Source organism: Pseudomonas sp. EL_65y_Pfl2_R96, from assembly GCF_963970905.1.
Classification (GTDB): domain Bacteria; phylum Pseudomonadota; class Gammaproteobacteria; order Pseudomonadales; family Pseudomonadaceae; genus Aquipseudomonas.
In genome coordinates, this window is sequence record NZ_CAXAQH010000002.1 from 138,475 (window position 1) to 158,940 (window position 20,466).

The following is a 20,466-nucleotide window of genomic DNA, read 5'->3' on the forward strand; positions in this document are numbered from 1 at the left end:
ATCTAATCAGCAAGCGCCTCCACCCGGCTCCGAGTTCCGGGCTCCGTGAATCGGGGCTCGCCGTACGTTTACCCCTCAATCCAATTCGAAGATTAAAAGCATGCACCTACGCAAAATTGCAGTTGGGCTATCGGCCCTTGTTTTGCTCTCGACCGGGGCAGAAGCCCGCAGTCTGCTGGATTTCATCAAGCCCCCCACCCAGCATCAGCAACAAGCGTCCCACTCGGGCTCGATCAGCCAGAACGCGGCTCTGGAACTCTATTCAAACAAACAGAAACAGGCATCGTTTGACGGCTGCGCAGAACTGTTCCCTGCAGCGAAACCGATCAACACGGCCACTGTGCCTGCCACAATGAAACCCTTGGCCCTGTGTTCCGACAACTTCGCGGTGCTGTACTCGCAAACCAGTAAGACGCCGCTGGTAGTGGTCGAACGCCTTAATGCGGCCCAGTTGCAGGATGCCAAAGGGGAGGAGCGCACCAATCAGTTCTACCCGGACCCACGCATCCCAAAGAGTGGACGGGCAGAGTTGAGCGACTACCGTAGCCAACATCCGGCCGTGGACCGTGGTCATCAATCCCCGGCGGCCGATGCACCAAACCCCAATGCAATGGCCCAATCCTTTGCACTGTCGAACATGGTGCCGCAAGACCCAACCAACAACCGGAAGATCTGGAGTAAGGTTGAGTCGGATGTCAGAAAGTTTGCCAAGCGAGCCGATGGCAATGTTTTTGTCTTTACCGGCCCGCTCTTTGACTCAGGCCACGCCACCATCGGCGACAACAAGGTCTGGGTGCCGACCCGTCTGTTCAAGCTGGTTTACGACGCATCGTCCAAGCGTGCCTGGGCCTATGTACTGCCCAACGCTGAAACCCGTATCGAGAGACCGATGGACTATGACACTTTCGTGAAGAGTACCGGGCTCAAACTGCTGGGAAATCTGCCGGTCACAGGTTCCATAGGGCGCTCTTGATGGCTTGATGAATGGCACCCCAAAGGCTAGGTGCATCCGATGGGGTGTTTCATTCGCGGATAACGTTCAAGCAACCATGAGTGGCAGGCTAGACGAACAGGTTGCGTTGGCCGGTTTTGCCCGAAGGCCAGGGTACCGCCGTGCCTTAATAATGAAGGGAAAACAAGAATACTTCATGCAAATTTATCGGAAATGCTTGTGTGAAAATTAATAATTAATTTATAAAAAAATGCACTTCCCCTAATCTTCCAGTATCCATTTCGGAGGTGCATCTATGTTGATTTTCGTTAAGTCAATGGTCATTGGGCTTTGTATTGCGGCCCCTGTAGGACCCATTGGGCTGTTGTGCATACAGAGGAGTCTTATGCTCGGATGGAGAGCAGGCTTCGCGACGGGATTGGGGGCGGCAACAGCCGATTCGATCTATGGGTTTGTCGGTGCGCTGGGAATCACAGCTATCATAGCGACACTCATTAGCTTTAAGCCATGGTTGTGTATTTTGGGAGGGATATTCCTCGCGTACATTGGTTATCAAACAATAAGATCAAAGGGGAGCACGACAGCCTTGGCGGGTGAACGAGCCAACATGTTCAAAGCCTACTCGACCACATTGTTTTTGACGCTGTCGAACCCCATGACCATCTTATCGTTTATCGCGATATTTGCCGCCCTGAGTGACGGCATGGTCAGCGATCAAAGCAGTCAGCACTCAGTGCTGCCCATGGTGACAGGTATATTCCTGGGCTCGGCTGTCTGGTGGTTGGGGTTGAGCGGATTCTCCTCCATGTTCAAGGCTCGGATTGCCCAATCAAAGATTAAGTTGATCAACTATTTTTCCGGGGCAACCATAACCATTCTGGGTGCCTACCAGGTAGCCACTGGCGTTATACTCGCCACAGGAGCCTAAGCCGCAAGTAATACAAGGCTTATCTCTCATTGACTGATGAATAAGCCTTGGCATCAATTCCCTACGGCCCCATGGGGATGTTTTACTGCATTCTAAATTCAATGTATGCCCTGAGGCGGCCTATCGCTTGTTTGATTTCTGATTCTGTCGCATTACTAAACGACAACCTGACCTGAGTAACAGCCTCATTCGTCAGTGAAAACAAGGACGTGGGGAATACGATAACCTTGAAATGTTTGGCGCACTCGCACATTTCAAAATACTCAAAGCTGAAAGGCAGCTGGACATTAATGAAAAAGCCTCCTGCCGGATGGTTCCAGGTGACATTTTTTCGAGAATCAGCCTTGAGCGGGAATTCGCGTTCAAGGCAGTCAATCATACAGTTTCGTTTCTTCGTGTAAGACAGCACCCTTGGCTGGTTCAGCGCTTTCAAAGAATAATTGTTCTTTATCAGCAAGCCTCCGACAACCGCTTGACACAGGGCAGGTGTATTGACCGTGATCAAGCTTTTGGCTTTACACAATCTGCTGCTAAAGGACATCACCCCAGCGCCCTCCGGAGCGACTAGATAGCCCATGCGTAATCCCGGAAAAATCGACTTTGAAAAAGAGCCAAGAAGAAAGACTCGACGGTTGTCGATCGACTTCATCGAAGGAATTTTATCTCCCTCGTACCTGAAGTAGCTGTAGGCATTGTCCTCCAGGATAAAAAAATTCTTTTCATTGGCCAAGGCGAGCAACGCCTTCCTGTCTTCATAGGAAAGGCTGTCACCAGTAGGGTTACTAAAATCTGAAATCGCGTACAGCGCTTTTATATTTTCTCCCCTGGCCTCAAGATCTTCAGCTACCTTGCGCAGGGCAGATGGATCGAGAAAGGTGTTCATGGGAACAGGTACAATTTTTATTTTTAATAATTTCGCAATACCCGTGATCCCGGAAAATACAGGGTCTGGCACTAATAAAATACCACCTTCTTCAAAGATGGATAACAATGTCAAGGTGGCGGCTTCTTGAAACCCCATGCACACGACAATGCTTTCAGGGTTCAAAATCTTTATCCCTTCATCCCTCTGCAAGTGTTCGGCAATTATCTCATTGATAATTCCGGCGGTTTTTCCATATTGGCAAAGTAATGTTGCAACTGATTGTTCGGTATCGGCGACGTATCGTATGTAGCTGGCCAGCCCCTTATCGATGAGGGATGGGTCGCATTGCTCGTCATCAGGTCGACCGGAAGCCAGAGAAATAGCCTCTGGATTCTCATTGGAAATCGAGTTTAGAAGATGGATAACGTTCAGAGTAGGGTCTTCGAATATTGTTTTTTCGAATGCACTGGACACACTCGCTTCTCCCTAAAAAACAACGAGCCGTTGAAGGCTCGCTGTTTATGATTAACATCCGCTACACAGGTTTAAGAGCGTCTTATTGATCAACCATATTTTCCATGGCTTCGAAGGCTTGAAGCAGATCCTCTTTAAGATCCTCAAGGGCCTCTAAGCCAAAACATAATCGAACCAATCCCTTTTCAATCCCCATATCCGCTTTTTCCTGCTCGGTCATCGAGGCATGGCTTCCACTAAAGGGTTGCGCAACCATCGACGTAACACAGGCCATTCCCGTGCCCGTTCCAAACCATTTGAGGGCGCTGGTGAAGGTCTTGTAGAAGGGAACCAGATCTGGCCGAATATCAACAAACACAATGCCACCATAACCTGTCAATTGTTTGCCATCGACTTGCGGATAATAAACATGCTCAATAAAGGGCAGTTCCCGCAGGTAGTTGAGCATGCTGGAGGTTGTGCTGCTGTGTCTCTCCATGCGCAGATTAAACGTCTGCATGCTTCTGCGAAGCAGCCACGCGCTGTGAGGGGCTAATATTGAGCCTGAATAAAAGCGACCTTCGAGGAGACGCTTATAAATAGTTTCACTGTTGACAAGAACCAGTCCGCCCATGACATCGCTGTGCCCGGAGAAATACTTCGTTGCACTGTACAGAGAAATATCGGCGCCAAAGTTTAGAGGCTTTTGAAATATCGGAGTGGCCCATGTGTTATCAACGACTACCAGGGCCTGTGGGTTGTTTTGCTTAACCGCTCTGCTGACCGCATGAATATCGATATCTTTCAGGAAGGGATTGGTCGGCGTTTCGAAAATAACCATGTCCACATTCGGTGGCAACGCCTTCAATCCACTTTCCGTGGTGAGATCCAGAATCGTCAGCTCCGCACCGATACGTGCGGCATAGCGCTGAAACAGTTTATAAGAGCAGCCATAGATATATTTGTTGATCACCAATGACGCACCAGGTTTCAGCAACTCCAAAACCATGTAGATGGCACTCATTCCGGTGCTGTAGGCCAAGGCGTATTCACTGCCTTCCAGGGATGCGACAACCTGTTCCAGCTCAGTCACATTGGGGTTGGCTTTTCTCGAGTAGAAGAACGCCGAGTCAGCGCTAAACGCGCTGCACTGATAAATTGGCGTCACTGATGGATGGGCCTCTCGGTCATCGACCCTGATGTGCAGTATTTCAGTGGACACATTCATGACTTGCTGACCAGTTTGATAACCTGTTCATACATGTTCTGCTTGCCCTCATAACCAATTGTCGGGGTGATGTCATTTTGCGAAATGCCAATCTCTTCAATCGACTCGGTTGGGAAGTGAGCCCTGTCGAATACTTCATGAAGATTTGAGTTCACCCCCTTGGGAAGCCAGACCTCAGGGCCTGATTCATCAATTCGTGCCTTGGCGATAATGAATCGATAGCTTTCATACGGCCGCAATGTCAGTGATTTCCAATCACTGTTGAGTCCGTCGGTATAGTTGCGCCGCAGGTAGACGGTCTGCTCAAAGTCTTCGGTATTCAGCACTTGGGCGTGCAGCGACACGATGTCCCCATGCCACTCGAACTTTCGCTTTTCGTAAGAGGTCAGCGCATCCTCTCGCAGTTCAACAGGGTTGGTCGCTTTGTGTTCGCCAAGTAGTTTGAAATGTGCATCGTGCCCGCACCGAGTGCAGCAACCGTTGTTATCCAATCCGATTATTTCAGCGTTCAAACCGTAGCGGGTAACGAGTAGGGCGTTACAATTGTTGCAGCTGGTATTGGTGCCCTCGACATCGTTCACGTTACCCAGATAAACATGCTCAACCCCCATGCTTCGAGCGATGTCCCGAGCTTTCAGGAGTCTATCCACAGGGGTTCTGATGCTATTGCTCATTTTATAATCGGGGTGAAACCTTACAAAGTGGAGCGGTACATTCGGGCCCAGTTCATCCAGTACCCACTGGCTAATTTTCCTGGCGGTATCCTCATCGTCACTGATGTCGGTAACCATCAAGGTACTGACTTCAACATATTTGCCAGCATCGTATACTTTCTTGATGCCCGCCAGAACGGGCTCTACCCAGCCAGTTGTGACTTTTCGGTAGTATTCAGGGGAAATGGATTTTAGTGAAATTGAGAATATATCAATGACCGGCAATAGTTCGTCAATGGCTTCTTCGCTGATGAAAAATGCCGATTTATATAAATTGATTAAGCCCGCTTCCTTTGCCAGCTTTGCCGTGTCGAGGATAAATTCATGCCAGACAACTGGGTCGTTATAAGTCCAGGAAATGACGCGTATACCATGCTTCAGCGCAGTTTCCACAACTTGCTCAGGTGTGTAGTAGTAAACATCTTTGTCTGTTACATACTTGGCCTGAGAGGTCTTCCAGTTGTGACAGTAGCCGCAGTTGAGCATGCAGCCGATATTTCCTAAGGAAAGGATTCGTTCACCGGGAGCAAAGTGGAACACAGCCTCGGTTTCAATAGTTTCTTCGGTGCTGTGAACGCCTTTGCCATAATTCAATGTAACTAACCGACCGCCTCTGTTCCCACGCACCTTGCAAAAACCTACCTTGCCCTCCTGTATGACGCAGTTTCGGGGGGAAAGGTGGCACTTTACATTGCCGTCCGGGAGTATTTCTTCCAGCTTCGCGGGCATGCTTTGTAAGGTCCAGTTTTTATTTTTTGTATTGTCCATCTCTCACTCCTCATCACGGAAGTTGCTGTCAATATTTCATCGGTCAAAATAGTCGAGGCGAAAAAAATCCTGCAGCACAGTGGCAGCGGTTCCTTTCGTAGTTGTTGCTAGGCAGAAGAAGCGCTGTTCAATCCATAATTCTTAAGTGAAAAGCGCCTGGCATTCATATTCATGAATGGCTGTATAAGAGGACCTATAACCAACAAGAATGCAATGGTTCCCACCCCGAACGGCCCTCCTAAAAGCCACCCGGTCGAAAAGATGCCAATTTCAATTATCATTTTGGCTTTGGTGAATGACCAATCCCATTTGGAAACCATGGTCAGCACTACAAGGTCCATGATTCTGATACCAATACCACTCATGATAATCAGTGCCGATGAATAAGCACACAAGATCAACCCTGTCGCCAATATCGTGTATTCATTCACTCTGACAATCAAATACTCTCCAAGCCCCAGCACGGACCAGAGGTCAATCAGCAGACCGGTGAGCGTGGTTGTAATAAATGGGCTTATCGGAGGATATTTTTTGTTCCAGAGCATCCACCACAGCAGAAAGGATATAGAAACAATACCCGAACAAACGCCCATTCCGAGCAGGAGTATTTTATCTATCGAGATGATCAGGACATCTAAAGGATCAGTTCCCAGTTGACTGACAATGAAAAACTTGGCACCCACTGAGAAAAGAGTGACTCCAGCCAGATACATAAAGAACTGATCCAACTTGAATCTACGAAGAGCTAGGACTTGCGTTCCAATATGTTTGGCGAATGATAGGTAGGGTTTTTTTTCACACTTTATTTTTTCATCTTCCATGCGAACACGATTCCTGGAGAGAAATATTTTATTATGCAGTGCGTAACGCTAAAGATTAAGGGCTATTGATTGCTTGGGTTCTTCTTAGGCTTGTCGAGCTGTAAATAGACTAGCACCGCGCTTTATTTTGGTGCATTATTTTTTTAATGAAAAACACATGTTTTTCATTAAAATTTATACTTTTTTGCTGGGGGGAGCGTACATGGACCGTATAGACATAAAAATCTTGGGAAAAGTGCAGGACTGTGGTCGCATTTCCATCACCGAGCTGTCCAGGCACGCTGGTCTTTCTATTCCCGCCACCACTGATAGGTTGCGAAAGCTCGAAGACTCAGGGGTCATCAAGGGTTATAGCGCTCAGTTAGATCCAACCAAGCTAGGGTTCGGCATATCTGCTGTTGTCGGTATCACCACCCTCAAGCCGGCGAAATCCAAATTGATAGCGACGCTCAATGACATACCCGAAGTCGTCGAGTGCCTGCATATCACAGGTAACGACTCCTACCTTATCAGGATCTATGCCAAGTCAATGGCCGATCTTGAGAATGTCATTGCGAGGATCAACGCGTACGGTGAGACACGTACAAGCATTGTTTTGTCAGTCCCTATCGAGAGAAGAAAGCTTGCCCCTTGAGCCTCTACGTTGCGCTGCGGCTCTTCTGTTTTTGGGTACCGTCATATCTCGGTATGTTCATCAATAGGTAGGCGGACTGCGAATTGTCACGATCTATAGAAAGCAGACACAAATCGAAGAGGGCTCTCGAGAGGTGAAGCGCGGAGTCGGCGACGCTGACCGTGAACACCAGCAGGTTGGTTGTCGCCGTGCGGCCTTCGACTACGGCGCCGTTGAGCGACAGGTTGACTGCCTCACCGGTGGCCGTGTCGGTCAGCCCGGAGCCACCGGCCACCACGCCCAGTGCATAGGTCAGCGTACCCGCGCCATCGGCGCCAAACGCCGAGCTGAAGTTGGCGGCGAAGTTCTGGGTGGCGTCAGTCGTCAGCACCGTTTTGTCTACTGTCAACGTCGGCTCCGGTTTAAAACGTAAAGGCATTGACCTTTGGTCGCAACTATGGATAAGCGCCGGGGATTGCGCATCGGCCGAAACTCCCAGACGGGGTGGGAGTTTCAGACTACGTGGGAGGAGGAAAGGGGATGAGGACGCGAAAGCGCGGCACCGCATATTTCGATTGTGAATAAGGACAGGCCGCCCGGACTTTAACCGCCAGCGCGTCGAGCTGAGTTTGAGTCAGCTCAGGCGGCCGGGTTTGATTCGGGTGTGCGGCGGGTCGGCCAGCGTCGCGTAATGACAATGGCATGCCGCCAGGGTCATTCAATTCCAACCCTTGTTCGTTGAGGCAGGCGAACTTATGAGCTGGTTCCTCCACGCCGAATCACGATGGGCGGCTCGATCAGCTGCAGTTCAAGTTCGCCCGAGGTTGGCACGAAGCGCGGGCCAGTGCTTTCAGGCGTTGCCCGCAACCTCCAGGTGCGCTGCACCTTCGCCAGTTTGGCAACTCCCGACGCCACAGACCAGCGCCGGCAGACCTTCTCCAATTTGAGCGGGTAAAGGGTGAGTTGGTCTCCGTTGAAGTGCATGCGCAGGAAGCATTTGTGGTCGGCGATGCGTTGCGAGGAAAAAACCACCTCACTATGCAGCCCCCATAAAGTGTTGGCCATGACCATCCAGGCACCGAATAGCAGGCCTCCCAAACTGCCGCCGAGCACCAGCGTCCCCACCAGGAACAACAAGACCTGGAACAGGTTTTCTACCTCGAACTGCAAGTAGTGGATGTTGATACGGCCCATGAGCCATAGCAGCCCGATCGCCAGTCCCAGGTGAAGCAAGCCGTGAACGGCCCCGATGCCATAGGCAAGCTTTCGGGTACGTTTGACCCCGGCGGCTGAGAGCACTGCGCAGCCCAGCACAATGGTCACGGCAAACATCACCGAAGAAGGACTGTGTGCCAGGACCAGGACCAACTGTCGCCATACCTCGCGCAGGTTGGGAATAGATACTTCGAGGCCAGACAATACCTCGACCAGGCTGCGGTTATCGCGCGCCGGGTGGGGCACCTTGCTGGCGCTTTCTACCATCCAGTCGAACAGCAAGTACATGATGGCCAGCATGCCGCAGAACGAGAGGTTGTGGGTGGGTAGTCGCCATGCCCGATTACGCAGCTGTTCGGAGGTCTTTTTGTCCGGGTAGGATGCCGCCAGCTCGTAGTGCTGTGGCGTTCCGCCGACACTGATCGGTTCGGGCGGATCTGGAAGTTGATGAGTGCCATGCAGGAAGGCGCCACCACCTCCGCAGGTGATGCGCTGCGGTGCTTGGCTGCCGGCTTTTGGCTGGTAGCGCGCGTAGTGGTGCGTGTCCCCGGCCAGGACCACCGCCAAGTGGTCACCCAAGAGCTGTTCGATCTCGCGCAGACTGCTGAAGCGCAAGGTCTGGGTCTCGATCGAGGGCAGGGTCTTGCGCCCCACGCGTGCGAGACGTTCGGCCTCATCCACCCAGCTCGGCTCGGGTGTGCAGAGGATCACGCGGTCGCCTGGCTGCAGTTTGGCGCGCATCTCTTCGAAGTACTGCTTCTGCTGTCGGTCGATCATCGACTCCAATTGCAGGTCCAGGCCCCAGATCCACCAGCCATTGGGCAGTTGCAGCACGTAGTAACTGGTGTGTTGACGGGTTTCCCAGCCGCCGATGGGCTTCTGCTCGCAAAACAGTTGAGAGAAACCGCGCAGGCCGTCATACCAATCGTGGTTGCCGGGCGTCGCCACCATCCACGGTGCACCTGGCTGCGGCACGGGCTGGTCCTGCTCATTCGGGCGAACCTTGGGGACCGGCGCGGGAAAGGCAGCGCGGAAGGGATCGAGGAAGCGGGTGCGATAGCCGGATTGGGCCGGTGTGGGGTAGACCTGATCGCCGCCGAGCAGCAGCACGTCGCCGCGCGGCAGCGTGAGCTCCGGCAACTTGACATCCTGGCTGACGCACAGCGCCATGGAATAGGTGGAGTCCCAGCCATCGCCGGTATCGGCCAGATAGTCGACCCACACGTCACCGTCGGCAGCCACCTGGATGGGCGGGTTAGCGTCCCGAGGGTTGAGCAGGGCCAGCACATCGCGTGGGTCCGCGAAGGCACCCATGGTGGTGGCCGCGGCCGATTGCAAGCCCGTGCGCATGAGCTGAAACGGGCCTAGCCAGTTGACCATCGACTCCTGGGTGTAAAGCTCGATGCGGCTATTAGTCGTGGAAGATTGGGGGGTGTGGGTCATGGCGAGGAGCGCAGAGTGCCCCTCTTCAAAGTGTCCCTCACCCAAGTGCTCATCTCCAGGGCGGAACTCAATCGATTGCTCCTTCATCGCTTAGCCTCCATTGCGGTAAGAGTCCGGTACGCCGGAAGGGTTTTACGCCTTGTCGGCTGATTCAGAATAGGCCAGTTATGCGAGAGCCGCCGGTTCATGGCAAGACGATCAAAACGATGGACCCGCCAGAATGGCGGGTCCGGAAGGGGGATCAGAGTGTCGGCAACTGCCCGATGCGACCCATCATCTCGGTCACGATCTGCAGGTCCAGCAGGAACTGGTCGACGGTCTTGAACTCGTTGTCGTTGTGGCCGGTGTACTTGAGCTCGGGCCTGGCCAAACCGAACTGCACGCCGTTGGGCAGCTCATGGACCGAAGTGGCGCCAGCCGAGGTGCCGAACTTGTGCTCCATGCCAAGGTTCTCGCTGGCCACCGCCAACAGCGCCTTGACCCATTCACCCTCAGGGTTGCGGTACATCGGCTCGGCGATCGAGTAGTCGAAGGCCACTGCAATGTGAGTCTTCTCGCTCCAGGCGGCCAGCTTCTTGGCGATTTCGGCCTTGAGCGCTTCCGGGGACTTGCCCTTCGGCACGCGCAGGTTGACCGCGAGCTTGAAGGCTTTTTCATCCATCCCGACGTAGGTCAGGGAGGTGGTCAGCGGGCCCATGAAGGCATCGGAAAAACCGACCCCCAACTTGCCCCCCAGGTAGTCCAACCCCCAGTTGTCGACGGCGTAGCGGGCGGCGTCGGTCATGTGGTTGTGCTTGAGCGCGACCTTGCCGTCGAGGCTGTTGATGAAGCCCAGCATCCGTGCCACCGGGTTGATGCCTGACTCGGGCTCGGAGGAGTGGGCAGAAACGCCGGTGACCGTGAGCTTGACGTCCTTGCCAACGACCTTGGCGGTCACGTCGAAGTCGCCGCCATTGCGCTTGGCATAATCGGTGCCAGCCTTCTGCAGGCTGGCGGCCAATTCGGCGGGCTTGTCAGTCACAAGGGTAGCGACCGACGTCGACGGAATCTGATTGGTTGCCAGGCCACCGGTCATTGAGGTGATTTCGGCACCCTTGCCCTGACCGCTACGCCGGGCAAAGTTCGCCATGATGGTGCCGTAGCCTTTCTCGGCAATCACCACTGGGTAGCCGCCATCCAGCGCCAGGTTGTAGTTGGGTGTCGGGTTGTGTTCGAAGTAATAGGGGATGGCGTCGCCGGTGGTTTCTTCGGTGGTGTCTACCAGCAGCTTGAAATGGCGAGCCAGCGGCAGCTTCTCTTCCTTGATGATCTTCATGGCGTAGAGCGCAACCACGATGCCGTTCTTGTCATCCTCGGTGCCTCGGCCATACATACGGTCGCCGACCTGGGTGACTTTGAACGGATCGAGGCGGGTGCCGTCTTTCAGGACCCAGTTCTCTGGAGTCACGGGCACCACATCGGCATGGGCGTGAATGCCCACGACTTCATCGCCACTGCCTTCCAGGGAGATTTCATAGACGCGATTGTCGATGTTGCGAAAGTTCAGGTTAAAGGCCTGGGCAAGGCCCTTGAGCTTGTCGGCGATCTTGATGAATTCGGGATTGTCGTGCTGGGCCACGCCGTCCACGCGGAAGGTCGGGATGGCCACCAGCTCGCGCAGGGTCTCGGTGGCAGCGTTGCCGTACTTCACCCGCGCATAGAGGCCGAGCAGGCGATGGATCTCGTTTTGCTGTTCAGCGGAAAGGGGCTTGTTGCCCTGGAAAGCACTGATTGCCGGGCCGAGGTCGCCGGTTTTGGCAAGCTCGCTCTTGGCCAGGCGTCCCAGGAACTGCCTGAAATCCGTTACCGATGCATCGCTGAAGGTCTTGAGGATGGTCGCGCTCTGTTGCGGGGTGATGTTGGCATGTGCTGACGTGGTGAACGACGAAAGGCTGGCCAGCATCAGGGTTGTCGCGGCCAAGTGCTTGAGTGAGAAATCCATTGCTGGGGGCATTCCTTTGCAGGTGGTTGGTAAGAAATATCTGATTGATTAGTCAGAAACTTTTCCAAACTAACACCAAGAGGGAGTGGTACGGGAGTCCATGAAGTGCGATCTGTCGCACAGAAATGCAAAAGCGACGCAGAAATGAAAAAACCGGGAAGGTTCCCCGATGCTGCTCATTTAATAGAGTCTTGAGTCAGTGAGAAACCTGTGGCGAGGGAGCTTGCTCCCGCTTGAGTGCGTAGCACTCACAAAAATCGGTGATTGTTATCAGATTTTTGGGGCCGCTACGCTGCCCAACGCGAGCAAGCTCGCTCGCCACAAAGGTAGGCACCTACCAACGCAACTCAAAGGCATTTTTCGCACCCGGCCGGAGGCTGCTGCCCAAGCGTGCGCACTCGCGAGAAAGGGTGTCGTGCAGCCATTGACGGTCATCCCCTTCGGCGCGACAGAGGCGAAAGCGGCAGAGGCGGGTGGGTATCAGCTCCAGCGTCTGCAGGTGCCCGTCCGGGGCCAACGAGGCAAAGTACAGAAGCCCCAGGTCGCCGCGATAGGTTGAGTGGCCCTCGATGCCTTCGTAATCGTTCAGCAGATCACCGCAGCCATAGAGAATCAGGCGTTCGCGGTACACCTCGATGCCCTTGACGTGGTGCGAGGAATGCCCGTGCACCACGTCAACTCCGGCCTCGTCGATCAAGGCATGGGCGAACCGGACTTGCTCGCGCGGGATATCGAACCCCCAGTTGCCACCCCAGTGAATGGAGGCGACCACCCTTGACGCAGGCTTCGTAAAGCCGTGGATCGCCAGGATGCGGCAGTACCGAGTCGATGCCGCGGGCGGTCATGACGTCGCCGGCGAGAAACAACTTCAGGGTATCGGTAACAGCTGCCATGGCACCCTCCGGATGTCCCGAATAGCCTGGATCAACAGTAAATATCTGTTTTAAAACAAATTAGTTTATTTTTGGTCTTCCCAGACGCAACGAAAGTTGATAAATTTCCGCGCGTTCTTGCAGAGGTCCTTACAGGGCTTGCAGCGCAGGGACGCAGCAGCTCGATATTGCTCGCAAGCTGCACAATCAGAAAGAGAGTGCCGGGCACTCGTCGCAACAGATACAGGGGCGTCGCCAAGCGGTAAGGCAGCAGGTTTTGATCCTGCCATGCGTTGGTTCGAATCCAGCCGCCCCTGCCATTTTCTTACATCCATCCCGATATGACTTAGCCTGCAGGTATTGCGCAGCTCCGGGATGGTTGTCTTTACGAGAAACGCCAACGCCGATCCGGCTTGGCGTTTTTTTGTGTCGCTCATTCAGCCGACATGAGAGCGTAGCGAGCGCGACGCCGTAGCGGCGCGCTCGCCCGTCACTCAGTGGGGCGCGCGAGGGATGGTCTTGAGCAGGTCTTCAGGGCTGATGTGGCCGACAACTTGCTGCACCGCGCTGCCCGGTTGTGGCAGGCCAAGGATGTGCCCCTTCATCTTGCCGATCACGTGCATCTCGCAGGGCTTGCAGTCGAACTTCAGCGTCAGTACCTCGTCACCGTGCACCAGTTGCATCGGCGCGACCTTGGTGCGTACGCCGGTGACGCCCTTGGCCTGCTTGGGGCAGAGGTTGAAGGAGAAGCGCAGGCAGTGCTTGGTGATCATCACCGGCACTTCGCCGGTCTCCTCGTGAGCCTCATAGGCCGCGTCGATCAGCTTGACACCGTGACGGTGATAGAAGTCGCGGGCTTTCTGGTTGTAGACGTTGGCCAGGAACGACAGGTGCGACTCCGGATACACCGGTGGCGGATCGGTCTCGGCCTTGCGACCACCCCGAGGGTGGGCTTGGATGCGGGCCGCGGTCAGCGCTTCGATGACTTCGCGGCGCAAGGTCTTGAGCTGCGAGTTGGGGACGAAATACGCCTGCGGTGCATCCAGCTCGATAGCCGTGGCGTGGTACTGCGTGGTGCCCAGTTGGCCGAGCAGGTCGTGCAGTTGCTCCAGGGCCTGTTCCGGCTTGTTGGCCAGACCGAATGGGCCGTCCAGGGCGACGCTGGCGCTGACACCTTCCTCGCTGGTGGCGGTCAGTTCCAGGCGATCCTCGCGCAGGCGAGCGACCCAGGCAAGACCCACCCGGCGCTCGGCGGAGGTCTTGATCAGGGCCTGTTGCCAGTTGTGGTCGAGGTTGCGGCTCAGCGGATGGTTCGGCCGCAGCTGGTGCAGCCCCTTTGGCATTTCGTTGGGCTCGACACGGTAGCGGTAGCGCTTTTCACCGTCATCGATGAACTCGCCCTTGGGCTCGGCGATGTTGGTGCGCCAGCCCACCACCTCGCGTTTGACCAGCACATTGAGGCCGTCGCCGTTGGACAGCGGTTCGTGGGTGACCACCAGCAAGTCGCGCTTGCCGACTTTCTCCACCACGCCCACGGGCAGGCCGGTGAAGGTGGGTGTGTCGAAGGCGCCGATGTCGATCTTGCGGTCGCTGACGAAGTAGTCGGTGCTGCCGCGGTGGAAGGTCTTTTCCGGGTCGGGCACGAAGAAGTGCGCGGTGCGGCCGCTGGAAGCGCGGGCCAGGTCCGGACGGTCTTCGAGGACGTCGTCCAGGCGCTGGCGATAGTAGGCGGTGATGTTCTTCACATAGCCCATGTCCTTGTAGCGCCCCTCGATCTTGAACGAGCGTACGCCGGCTTCCACCAGGGCGCGGATGTTGGCGCTCTGGTTGTTGTCCTTCATCGACAGCAGGTGTTTTTCGTAGGCGATCACACCGCCTTTTTCGTCCTTGAGGGTGTACGGCAGGCGGCAAGCCTGGGAGCAATCGCCACGGTTGGCGCTGCGACCGGTCTGCGCATGGGAGATGTTGCATTGGCCGGAGAACGCCACGCACAGCGCGCCGTGGATAAAGAACTCGATGGCCGCATCGGTCTCGTCGGCAATGGCGCGGATCTCCTGGAGGTTCAGCTCGCGGGCCAGCACCAGTTGCGAGAAACCGGCCTGATCGAGGAACTTCGCCCGTGCCAGGGTGCGGATGTCGGTCTGGGTGCTGGCGTGCAGCTCGATCGGCGGAATGTCCAGCTCCATCACGCCCAGATCCTGGACGATCAGCGCATCGACGCCGGCGTCGTACAACTGGTGGATCAGCTTGCGCGCCGGCTCCAGCTCGTTGTCGTGCAGGATTGTGTTGATGGTGGTGAACACCCGGGCGTGATAGCGACGGGCGAATTCCACCAATTGGGCGATATCGCTCACCTCGTTACAGGCGTTGTGCCGGGCGCCGAAGCTCGGGCCGCCGATGTACACGGCGTCGGCGCCATGCAGGATGGCCTCGCGAGCGATGGCCACGTCACGGGCGGGGCTGAGCAGTTCAAGGTGATGTTTGGGTAGGGACATGTTTTTTTAGTCTGGCTTGTCACGGTCAAGGTGCGCATTGTAGCGGCGAAACGCTTGACCGGCACCCGTGTGGTGCCCGATGGCGCCTGTTTGCCGGGCGGGGCTGCGGGGCACAGGGCGCAAAATCATCCAGCAGGGGGCTGCGCAGCCAGCGCGATGACATGCGCAAGGCGTCTGGTGGCGGACTCGATCTCCTCGGCACTGAAACCACCCAAGCCCAAAATCAGCCCCGAACGACCATGGCCACCGGCATACATTGGGGACACTGCACGTACCGATACGTGAACTTCGAAGGCTTTGGTGGCGACCCACTGATCGTCGATACCCTCTGCCAGCCAAAGCACCAAATGCATGCCCTGATCGCTCGGTTCCAGCCATGCCAATTCGCGAGGAATCAGCCTCGCAACCGCCTCGATTATTTGCCTGTGGATGTCCGCGTACACGCCGCGGATTCGCCGGATGTGTCGATCCAGATGTCCTTCTGCGATGAATGCCGCGAGAACATGCTGATCGGCGTTGGCGGGATGCCGATCCATCAGAACCCTTGCACCACAGAAGGCTTGCACCAGGTAAGGCGGAACGATTGCGTAGCCGAGTCGTAACGATGGGAACAGTATTTTGCTGAACGTCCCCAAATAGATAACGCGGTCGGGGTCCAGCCCCTGCAGGGATGGAAAAGGGTGGCCCGCATAGCGCAACTCACCATCATAATCGTCCTCTACGATCCAGGCATCGCAGGCCCTGGCCCATGACAACAGGGCCTCGCGCCGGGCCATGCTCATCGGCATGCCGAGCGGATATTGGTGTGAAGAGGTCACGAAGGCTGCCCGTGCCTGGGGGCATTGCTCTATTCCACGTTCAACATTCAAACCCTCGGAATCGACAGGGACGCGGATCATTTGATTCGTATGGCCCGCGCTTTCCAGAATCCCGGTGATACCCCGGTAGGCCGGATCCTCCACCCACGCAAAATCCCCAACATCGAGCAGCACCTGGCACGCCAGGTACAGGCCTTGTTGCGTGCCGGATGTGATGATGACCTGGCTCGCTTCACACCGGACAGATCGTGACTTGCGTACGTAATCCGCTACCGCTTCCCGTAACTCGAGAGCGCCCTGTGGATCACCGTACCCCGATGGAGCTCCGGGCCCGCGCGCCCTTATACGATTGCCAAGGCGACGCCAAATATCGTCAGGCGCCGCTTTTCCAGTCGGGACGGAGACCGAAAACGGAATCTGGGGAGCCGCTCCAAATTGCCGGGCCACCTGAGCGAACCTTTCGATTCGCGCAGAGGGAGTCCACGACCTTGTTCCAGCCAGGCTGTCTTCCGGTTTGCTGGTTGGCGCCGCGTCTACCAAAGAGCGGGCAACCCGCGTACCCGCTCTACCTCGGGATTCCAGGAAGCCCTCGGCGATCAACTGCTCAAAGGCCTCGATAACGGTGCCTCGGGCAATCATCAGCGATTTGGCGAGAATGCGCGTCGATGGCAGGGGTTCACCTGGTTTGACGTCGCCCCTGCGGATCGCAGACCGAAGCGCTTGAGCCAGTTGTCGTCCTAACTGACCTGCGGTTCGATCCAGCGTGCCTAACGATGGAATTTCAACAACGTTCGCTTTTCGTGCCATCAATTCTGGCTCAGTAATTATGTTGGATATTGGCTCTATAACATGAGCCAGTTAACCAACACAATTTATAGGAAGGCCACATCACCACTGCCGAGACGTTCGCAAAAGGCGAGTGTTTCCTTAGCTGTTCTGCGATGTCCCCACCCCTTGGACGATTGATGGAGTTGATATGTACGTACCTGCCCATTTCGATGAGCCCCGGGCCGAAGCCCTTCATGAACTGATGGTTCAGAACCCGCTTGGCATTCTTTTTACCAACGGCGAAAGCGGGCTGGATGCTAACCACATCCCTTTCGAGTTGAAGGCTTCGGAAGGGCAGTTCGGCGTTCTCCATGCTCACGTAGCGCGAGCCAATCCGGTCTGGCAAGACGTGAAGGACGGGGACGAAGTGCTGGTGGTTTTTCGTGGCGCTGAAGCTTACATCTCGCCCACCTGGTATCCGAGCAAGCACGAAGCCCACAAGCAGGTTCCGACCTGGAACTATAAGGTGGTGCACGCGCACGGGAGGATCACCATCCGGGATGATGAACGCTACGTTCGTGGATTGGTGGCGCTCCTGACCCGAACCCACGAGTCGTCCCAGCCTGAACCATGGAAAATGACGGATGCGCCCAAGGACTATATCGCCTCGATGCTTAAAGCGATCGTTGGGGTAGAGATCGAGATCACTCGATTGGTCGGTAAATTCAAGTTGGGTCAGAACAAGGAAGCGAGAGACATCCGCGGTGCCGGTCAGGCGTTGAAAGACAGCGGGAAAATAGCGTTAGGGGAGGCAATGCTCGCTGGCCTCGATGCCAGACTCTGAGGTGAGCTGGCGTTGAGCAACGGTGTGAGATACCTCTGTCTTTGTTTGAAGCAAGGCCGGTGCGAGGTGAACTGAAACGGCTCTCCTCTGCACCGTTGCGAAGTCGAATGGAGATAAGCCTCAGTCCAGATCCCGACGGATCGCGTCGAGGCGTTCGTCGAGTAAGGGGGTGAGGAGGGCGTAGCACTCCGCCGGGGCGATGGACACTGTCGTTGTGCCGATCAGGCAGCGTTGCAGCCGTTCGAGAGCGTTGTGCAACGAGCGGGGGGCATGCCTGAGCAAGCGTTCGTGCAGGTACTGCAATTGAACCAGCATTTCCAATGGGCAACTCTGATGGGCAGCGGCGCGCACCGACAGGCCACGCAGTCGCCCCAGGTCTTCCAGCTCCCAACAGCGCTCGGCGATGCTCGGGGGCTGCAGATTGAGCGCGCAGCGCTGCAGTTCGAGGTGCTGGATGGCGCCGAGCAGGTCTTGCAGTAACCGGCAATGGCCATCGAAATCCGCTGGATTACGGCGTAATGCGCTCCAGGCCTGGCACTGTGCGCAATACGGCCACTCTCTCCAGCGTTGGTCGAGCGCCTGACCCAGTGACTGGCACCGCTGTTGTGCCTCGCGGGTGATCTGTCCGCCGAGACCGCGATGTTGCTGCAGACCTTGCAGCAGGTCGAGGCCCAGCAAGAGAGCCTGCCTCAGCCCCATGTCACTCTGTGGCAGAAGAATTCGTCGGGGTTGCCTACCCTCGAGTGCGGTGGCGAGTTGTTGATTCATGGGCGGTTTCCGACAGTGAGCTGGTTGAGATAGCGGGTCAGGTCGTGCAGCGCATGGGTCTGCGTGCTCTGCTGCTGCACCGCCCCATTGACCTGTTGCAACTGTTCGCTGAGGGCATGATTGGCTTGCTGGTGCTCGCTGAGCGCCTGTTGCATGGCGCTGAGGTGTTGCAGATTGGTCTGGCTTTGTCGAGCCAGGTCGTCGAGGTTGGCGGCCAGGTGCTCGCTCTGCTGGCTGCCGGTTCTCAGCAGGTCACGGTGTTCTTTGACCTCGCCATCTACCTGGCGCACGGCATCGGCGATCGCCGTCGCGGCCGTGGTGATTTCGTTGGTGGCCCGGTCGGTGGCCTGGGCCAGGCTGCGGACCTCCTCGGCGACCACGGCAAAACCGCGACCGTGCTCGCCAGCGCGGGCAGCCTCGATGGAGGCGTTGAGCGCCAGCAACTGGGTCTGCCTGGCCAGTGCCTGGATGCTATTGACGGTGCTTTCCACTGCGGTCGTGCGTTGCAGCAACGCTTCCACGGCCTGTGCGGTATTGCCCAGACTGTGCTGAATGGTGAGCATGCTGCCACCCACTGAACGCGCCTCCAGACAACCGGCTTCGCTCTGGGCATGGGCGTTGGCAAAGGCCGCCAGCGCACCTTGGGCCAAGGCATCGATGCTGTGCAGGGTCTGATCGATCTGCTCGCTGGCGGCAGCGATCATGGCGATTCGTTGGCTCTGCTCTTCACCCTGATCGCGGGCCTGCTGGGCCATCTGCTCCAGGGCACGGCTGGCGAACTGTACCTCGCTGCGCAGGCGTTCGTTGTTGCGCAGTTGCATGCTGGCGGCCACCAGTAACGTCGCCGGGTCGGCATCCCGGGAGTTGCGTAGCAGCTGTGCCAGTTCAGTGTCCCAGAATGTCTGTAGATGGCGTTGATGGCGCTCACGCAGGTGCCAGGCGCAGCCCAGGTAGAGGACGCCGGGTATCAGGGCCAGTGCGCTTGCGGGCTGTTCGGCCAGCGCGAGACCACAGGCACCCAGGGCCAATCCGAGCGGTAGCCAGAAGCCGAGCTTGCTGCGTTCGAGCAGGGCCATGCCAGGTTCGAGCAATGCCTTGGTGAATGTTGTGCCGGCCAGGTGCGACTTGCCGCCATCGCTGCGCAGATTAGCGATGGCATGACCCGGGGGGAGCATTCCTTGAGCAGACATGAGGATTTCCTTTTATGCCGGGGTGAAAGCAAAAACGGCGCACGCTCACCTGCCGCAATGTGCAGGGGAGCGGACGCCGTTGTCCGTGATGTTTGCGAAGCCATCGTCGTTGATGGTTCAAGCCTGACAAGACCTAAGCAAGTTGTTTGCCAGCCTATGCCAGTCAGTTAAACGCAAACCCTGTGGGAGCGGGCGCGCTCGCGAAGGTGGTGTGTCAGGCAACATTAGTCGACTGACACTCCCTCTTCGCGAGCAAGCCCGCTCCCACAGGTTCTGCACCTTAACTGACTGGTATCAGGGGCAGGCCTATCTGTTTTCTCCCGGCCTGATTCTGATTTTTACTTCGCTGGCTGCGAAGGCAGAAAAGGCGATCAATGCACCAGGCGCGGGAGTTGTAGAGTTGCAGTGCTCCGTTCTGGTTCGAGCCAATCAAGGCCGGGGTTCTTTGATCCGGGTGCAGGCCGCCTGAACCGAAATTCCGTAAGGTAAAAAGGTCTGGCACAGTGTCCAATGCCCGTCTGTTAAGGTGCGGAATCTGTGGGAGCGGGCTTGCTCGCGAAAACGGTGTATCAGGCGACATCAATGTGGAAGCCCAACTGCAGGCGCTCGCCGGTCTCGACCCACAACCGCTGCCGGGTGACCAGATTGAAGTCATCGTCAACAACGCGGTCTTCACTTTCCTCCACGGCACACAGCTCAAAAAGGACTCGCTATGAAACTGCCTGAATTTT

General features: G+C 56.1%; 15 protein-coding genes, 1 tRNA gene and 2 pseudogenes. 6 read left to right on the plus strand and 12 right to left on the minus strand.

Features of this window, described 5'->3' with window-relative positions:
• Positions 1-100: 100 nt before the first annotated feature.
• The gene (locus tag AACY49_RS03235) at positions 101-973 is read left to right on the plus strand and encodes a DNA/RNA non-specific endonuclease (protein ID WP_258700320.1); all 873 of its coding nucleotides are present in this window, start codon (positions 101-103) and stop codon (positions 971-973) included.
• 274 nt (positions 974-1,247) lie between these two features.
• Positions 1,248-1,880 (plus strand): LysE family translocator, encoded by a 633-nt coding sequence (locus tag AACY49_RS03240; protein WP_339521594.1) that lies wholly within the window; start codon positions 1,248-1,250, stop codon positions 1,878-1,880.
• Between the two features lie 82 nt (positions 1,881-1,962).
• Here the strand turns inward: AACY49_RS03240 and AACY49_RS03245 are convergent, their stop codons facing one another.
• From AACY49_RS03245 to AACY49_RS03260, 4 genes are all read right to left on the minus strand, one after another.
• Positions 1,963-3,219, minus strand: a complete 1,257-nt coding sequence (locus tag AACY49_RS03245; protein WP_339521595.1) for an aminotransferase-like domain-containing protein — start codon at positions 3,217-3,219, stop codon at positions 1,963-1,965.
• Between the two features lie 82 nt (positions 3,220-3,301).
• Positions 3,302-4,426, minus strand: coding sequence for a trans-sulfuration enzyme family protein (locus AACY49_RS03250; RefSeq protein ID WP_320394255.1), 1,125 nt, complete (start codon positions 4,424-4,426; stop codon positions 3,302-3,304).
• Positions 4,423-5,907 (minus strand): AmmeMemoRadiSam system radical SAM enzyme, encoded by a 1,485-nt coding sequence (amrS, locus tag AACY49_RS03255; protein ID WP_258700323.1) that lies wholly within the window; start codon positions 5,905-5,907, stop codon positions 4,423-4,425. Before amrS ends, AACY49_RS03250 begins: the two co-directional genes overlap by 4 nt.
• Positions 5,908-6,014: 107 nt before the next feature.
• The gene (locus AACY49_RS03260) at positions 6,015-6,728 is read right to left on the minus strand and encodes a YczE/YyaS/YitT family protein (RefSeq protein ID WP_339521596.1); all 714 of its coding nucleotides are present in this window, start codon (positions 6,726-6,728) and stop codon (positions 6,015-6,017) included.
• Between the two features lie 202 nt (positions 6,729-6,930).
• Between AACY49_RS03260 and AACY49_RS03265 the strand changes: the two genes are divergently transcribed.
• Entirely contained in the window at positions 6,931-7,362 is a 432-nt protein-coding gene (locus AACY49_RS03265) for an Lrp/AsnC family transcriptional regulator (protein ID WP_309475880.1), read from the plus strand.
• 148 nt (positions 7,363-7,510) lie between these two features.
• Here AACY49_RS03265 and AACY49_RS03270 read toward each other — a convergent pair.
• From AACY49_RS03270 to AACY49_RS03285, 4 genes and pseudogenes are all read right to left on the minus strand, one after another.
• Positions 7,511-7,804, minus strand: a pseudogene (locus AACY49_RS03270) (DUF5801 repeats-in-toxin domain-containing protein); the annotation flags it as partial.
• A 290-nt stretch (positions 7,805-8,094) separates the two neighbouring features.
• The gene (locus AACY49_RS03275) at positions 8,095-10,086 is read right to left on the minus strand and encodes a metallophosphoesterase (RefSeq protein WP_339521597.1); all 1,992 of its coding nucleotides are present in this window, start codon (positions 10,084-10,086) and stop codon (positions 8,095-8,097) included.
• Positions 10,087-10,240: 154 nt separating this feature from the next.
• Positions 10,241-11,980: a dipeptidase gene (locus AACY49_RS03280; protein WP_339521598.1), complete on the minus strand. Its 1,740-nt coding sequence runs from the start codon at positions 11,978-11,980 to the stop codon at positions 10,241-10,243.
• Positions 11,981-12,314: 334 nt separating this feature from the next.
• Positions 12,315-12,767: pseudogene (locus AACY49_RS03285) on the minus strand (CapA family protein); the annotation flags it as partial.
• A 330-nt stretch (positions 12,768-13,097) separates the two neighbouring features.
• Between AACY49_RS03285 and AACY49_RS03290 the strand changes: the two are divergent.
• Positions 13,098-13,172 (plus strand) — tRNA-Gln (locus AACY49_RS03290).
• A 174-nt stretch (positions 13,173-13,346) separates the two neighbouring features.
• Here the strand turns inward: AACY49_RS03290 and AACY49_RS03295 are convergent.
• Together AACY49_RS03295 and pdxR are read right to left on the minus strand one after the other, a co-directional pair.
• Positions 13,347-15,347 carry a peptidase U32 family protein gene (locus AACY49_RS03295; protein ID WP_258700330.1) on the minus strand — a complete coding sequence of 667 codons (2,001 nt, stop codon included), beginning with the start codon at positions 15,345-15,347 and terminating at the stop codon, positions 13,347-13,349.
• A 125-nt stretch (positions 15,348-15,472) separates the two neighbouring features.
• Entirely contained in the window at positions 15,473-16,972 is a 1,500-nt protein-coding gene (gene pdxR / locus AACY49_RS03300) for a MocR-like pyridoxine biosynthesis transcription factor PdxR (RefSeq protein WP_339521883.1), read from the minus strand.
• Positions 16,973-17,141: 169 nt separating this feature from the next.
• Here pdxR and AACY49_RS03305 point away from each other — a divergent pair, with 169 nt between their 5' ends.
• Positions 17,142-17,777 (plus strand): FMN-binding negative transcriptional regulator, encoded by a 636-nt coding sequence (locus AACY49_RS03305; protein WP_339521599.1) that lies wholly within the window; start codon positions 17,142-17,144, stop codon positions 17,775-17,777.
• Between the two features lie 120 nt (positions 17,778-17,897).
• On the opposite strand, the gene AACY49_RS03310 is transcribed toward AACY49_RS03305, so the two are convergent.
• Both AACY49_RS03310 and AACY49_RS03315 read right to left on the minus strand, forming a co-directional pair.
• A complete protein-coding gene (locus tag AACY49_RS03310) occupies positions 17,898-18,545 on the minus strand; it encodes a hypothetical protein (protein WP_339521600.1) in 648 nt (215 codons plus the stop codon).
• A complete protein-coding gene (locus AACY49_RS03315; protein WP_339521601.1) occupies positions 18,542-19,735 on the minus strand; it encodes a methyl-accepting chemotaxis protein in 1,194 nt (397 codons plus the stop codon). The genes AACY49_RS03310 and AACY49_RS03315 overlap by 4 nt, the downstream gene beginning before the upstream one ends.
• Before the next feature lie 584 nt (positions 19,736-20,319).
• Here AACY49_RS03315 and AACY49_RS03320 point away from each other — a divergent pair.
• On the plus strand, positions 20,320-20,451 hold the full coding sequence (locus AACY49_RS03320; RefSeq protein ID WP_258700336.1) for a hypothetical protein: 132 nt from the start codon (positions 20,320-20,322) through the stop codon (positions 20,449-20,451).
• Positions 20,452-20,466: the final 15 nt, after the last annotated feature.

Bases quoted from the DNA above. Each gene is read 5' to 3' on its own strand.
- AACY49_RS03260 (WP_339521596.1), bottom strand. From the start codon at position 6,728: ATGGAAGATGAAAAAATAAAGTGTGAAAAAAAACCCTACCTATCATTC.
- AACY49_RS03295 (WP_258700330.1), bottom strand. From the start codon at position 15,347: ATGTCCCTACCCAAACATCACCTTGAACTGCTCAGCCCCGCCCGTGAC.
- amrS (WP_258700323.1), bottom strand. From the start codon at position 5,907: ATGGACAATACAAAAAATAAAAACTGGACCTTACAAAGCATGCCCGCG.
- AACY49_RS03240 (WP_339521594.1), top strand. From the start codon at position 1,248: ATGTTGATTTTCGTTAAGTCAATGGTCATTGGGCTTTGTATTGCGGCC.
- AACY49_RS03250 (WP_320394255.1), bottom strand. From the start codon at position 4,426: ATGAATGTGTCCACTGAAATACTGCACATCAGGGTCGATGACCGAGAG.
- AACY49_RS03305 (WP_339521599.1), top strand. From the start codon at position 17,142: ATGTACGTACCTGCCCATTTCGATGAGCCCCGGGCCGAAGCCCTTCAT.
- pdxR (WP_339521883.1), bottom strand. From the start codon at position 16,972: ATGGCACGAAAAGCGAACGTTGTTGAAATTCCATCGTTAGGCACGCTG.
- AACY49_RS03310 (WP_339521600.1), bottom strand. From the start codon at position 18,545: ATGAATCAACAACTCGCCACCGCACTCGAGGGTAGGCAACCCCGACGA.
- AACY49_RS03265 (WP_309475880.1), top strand. From the start codon at position 6,931: ATGGACCGTATAGACATAAAAATCTTGGGAAAAGTGCAGGACTGTGGT.
- AACY49_RS03235 (WP_258700320.1), top strand. From the start codon at position 101: ATGCACCTACGCAAAATTGCAGTTGGGCTATCGGCCCTTGTTTTGCTC.
- AACY49_RS03275 (WP_339521597.1), bottom strand. From the start codon at position 10,086: ATGAAGGAGCAATCGATTGAGTTCCGCCCTGGAGATGAGCACTTGGGT.
- AACY49_RS03280 (WP_339521598.1), bottom strand. From the start codon at position 11,980: ATGGATTTCTCACTCAAGCACTTGGCCGCGACAACCCTGATGCTGGCC.
- AACY49_RS03315 (WP_339521601.1), bottom strand. From the start codon at position 19,735: ATGTCTGCTCAAGGAATGCTCCCCCCGGGTCATGCCATCGCTAATCTG.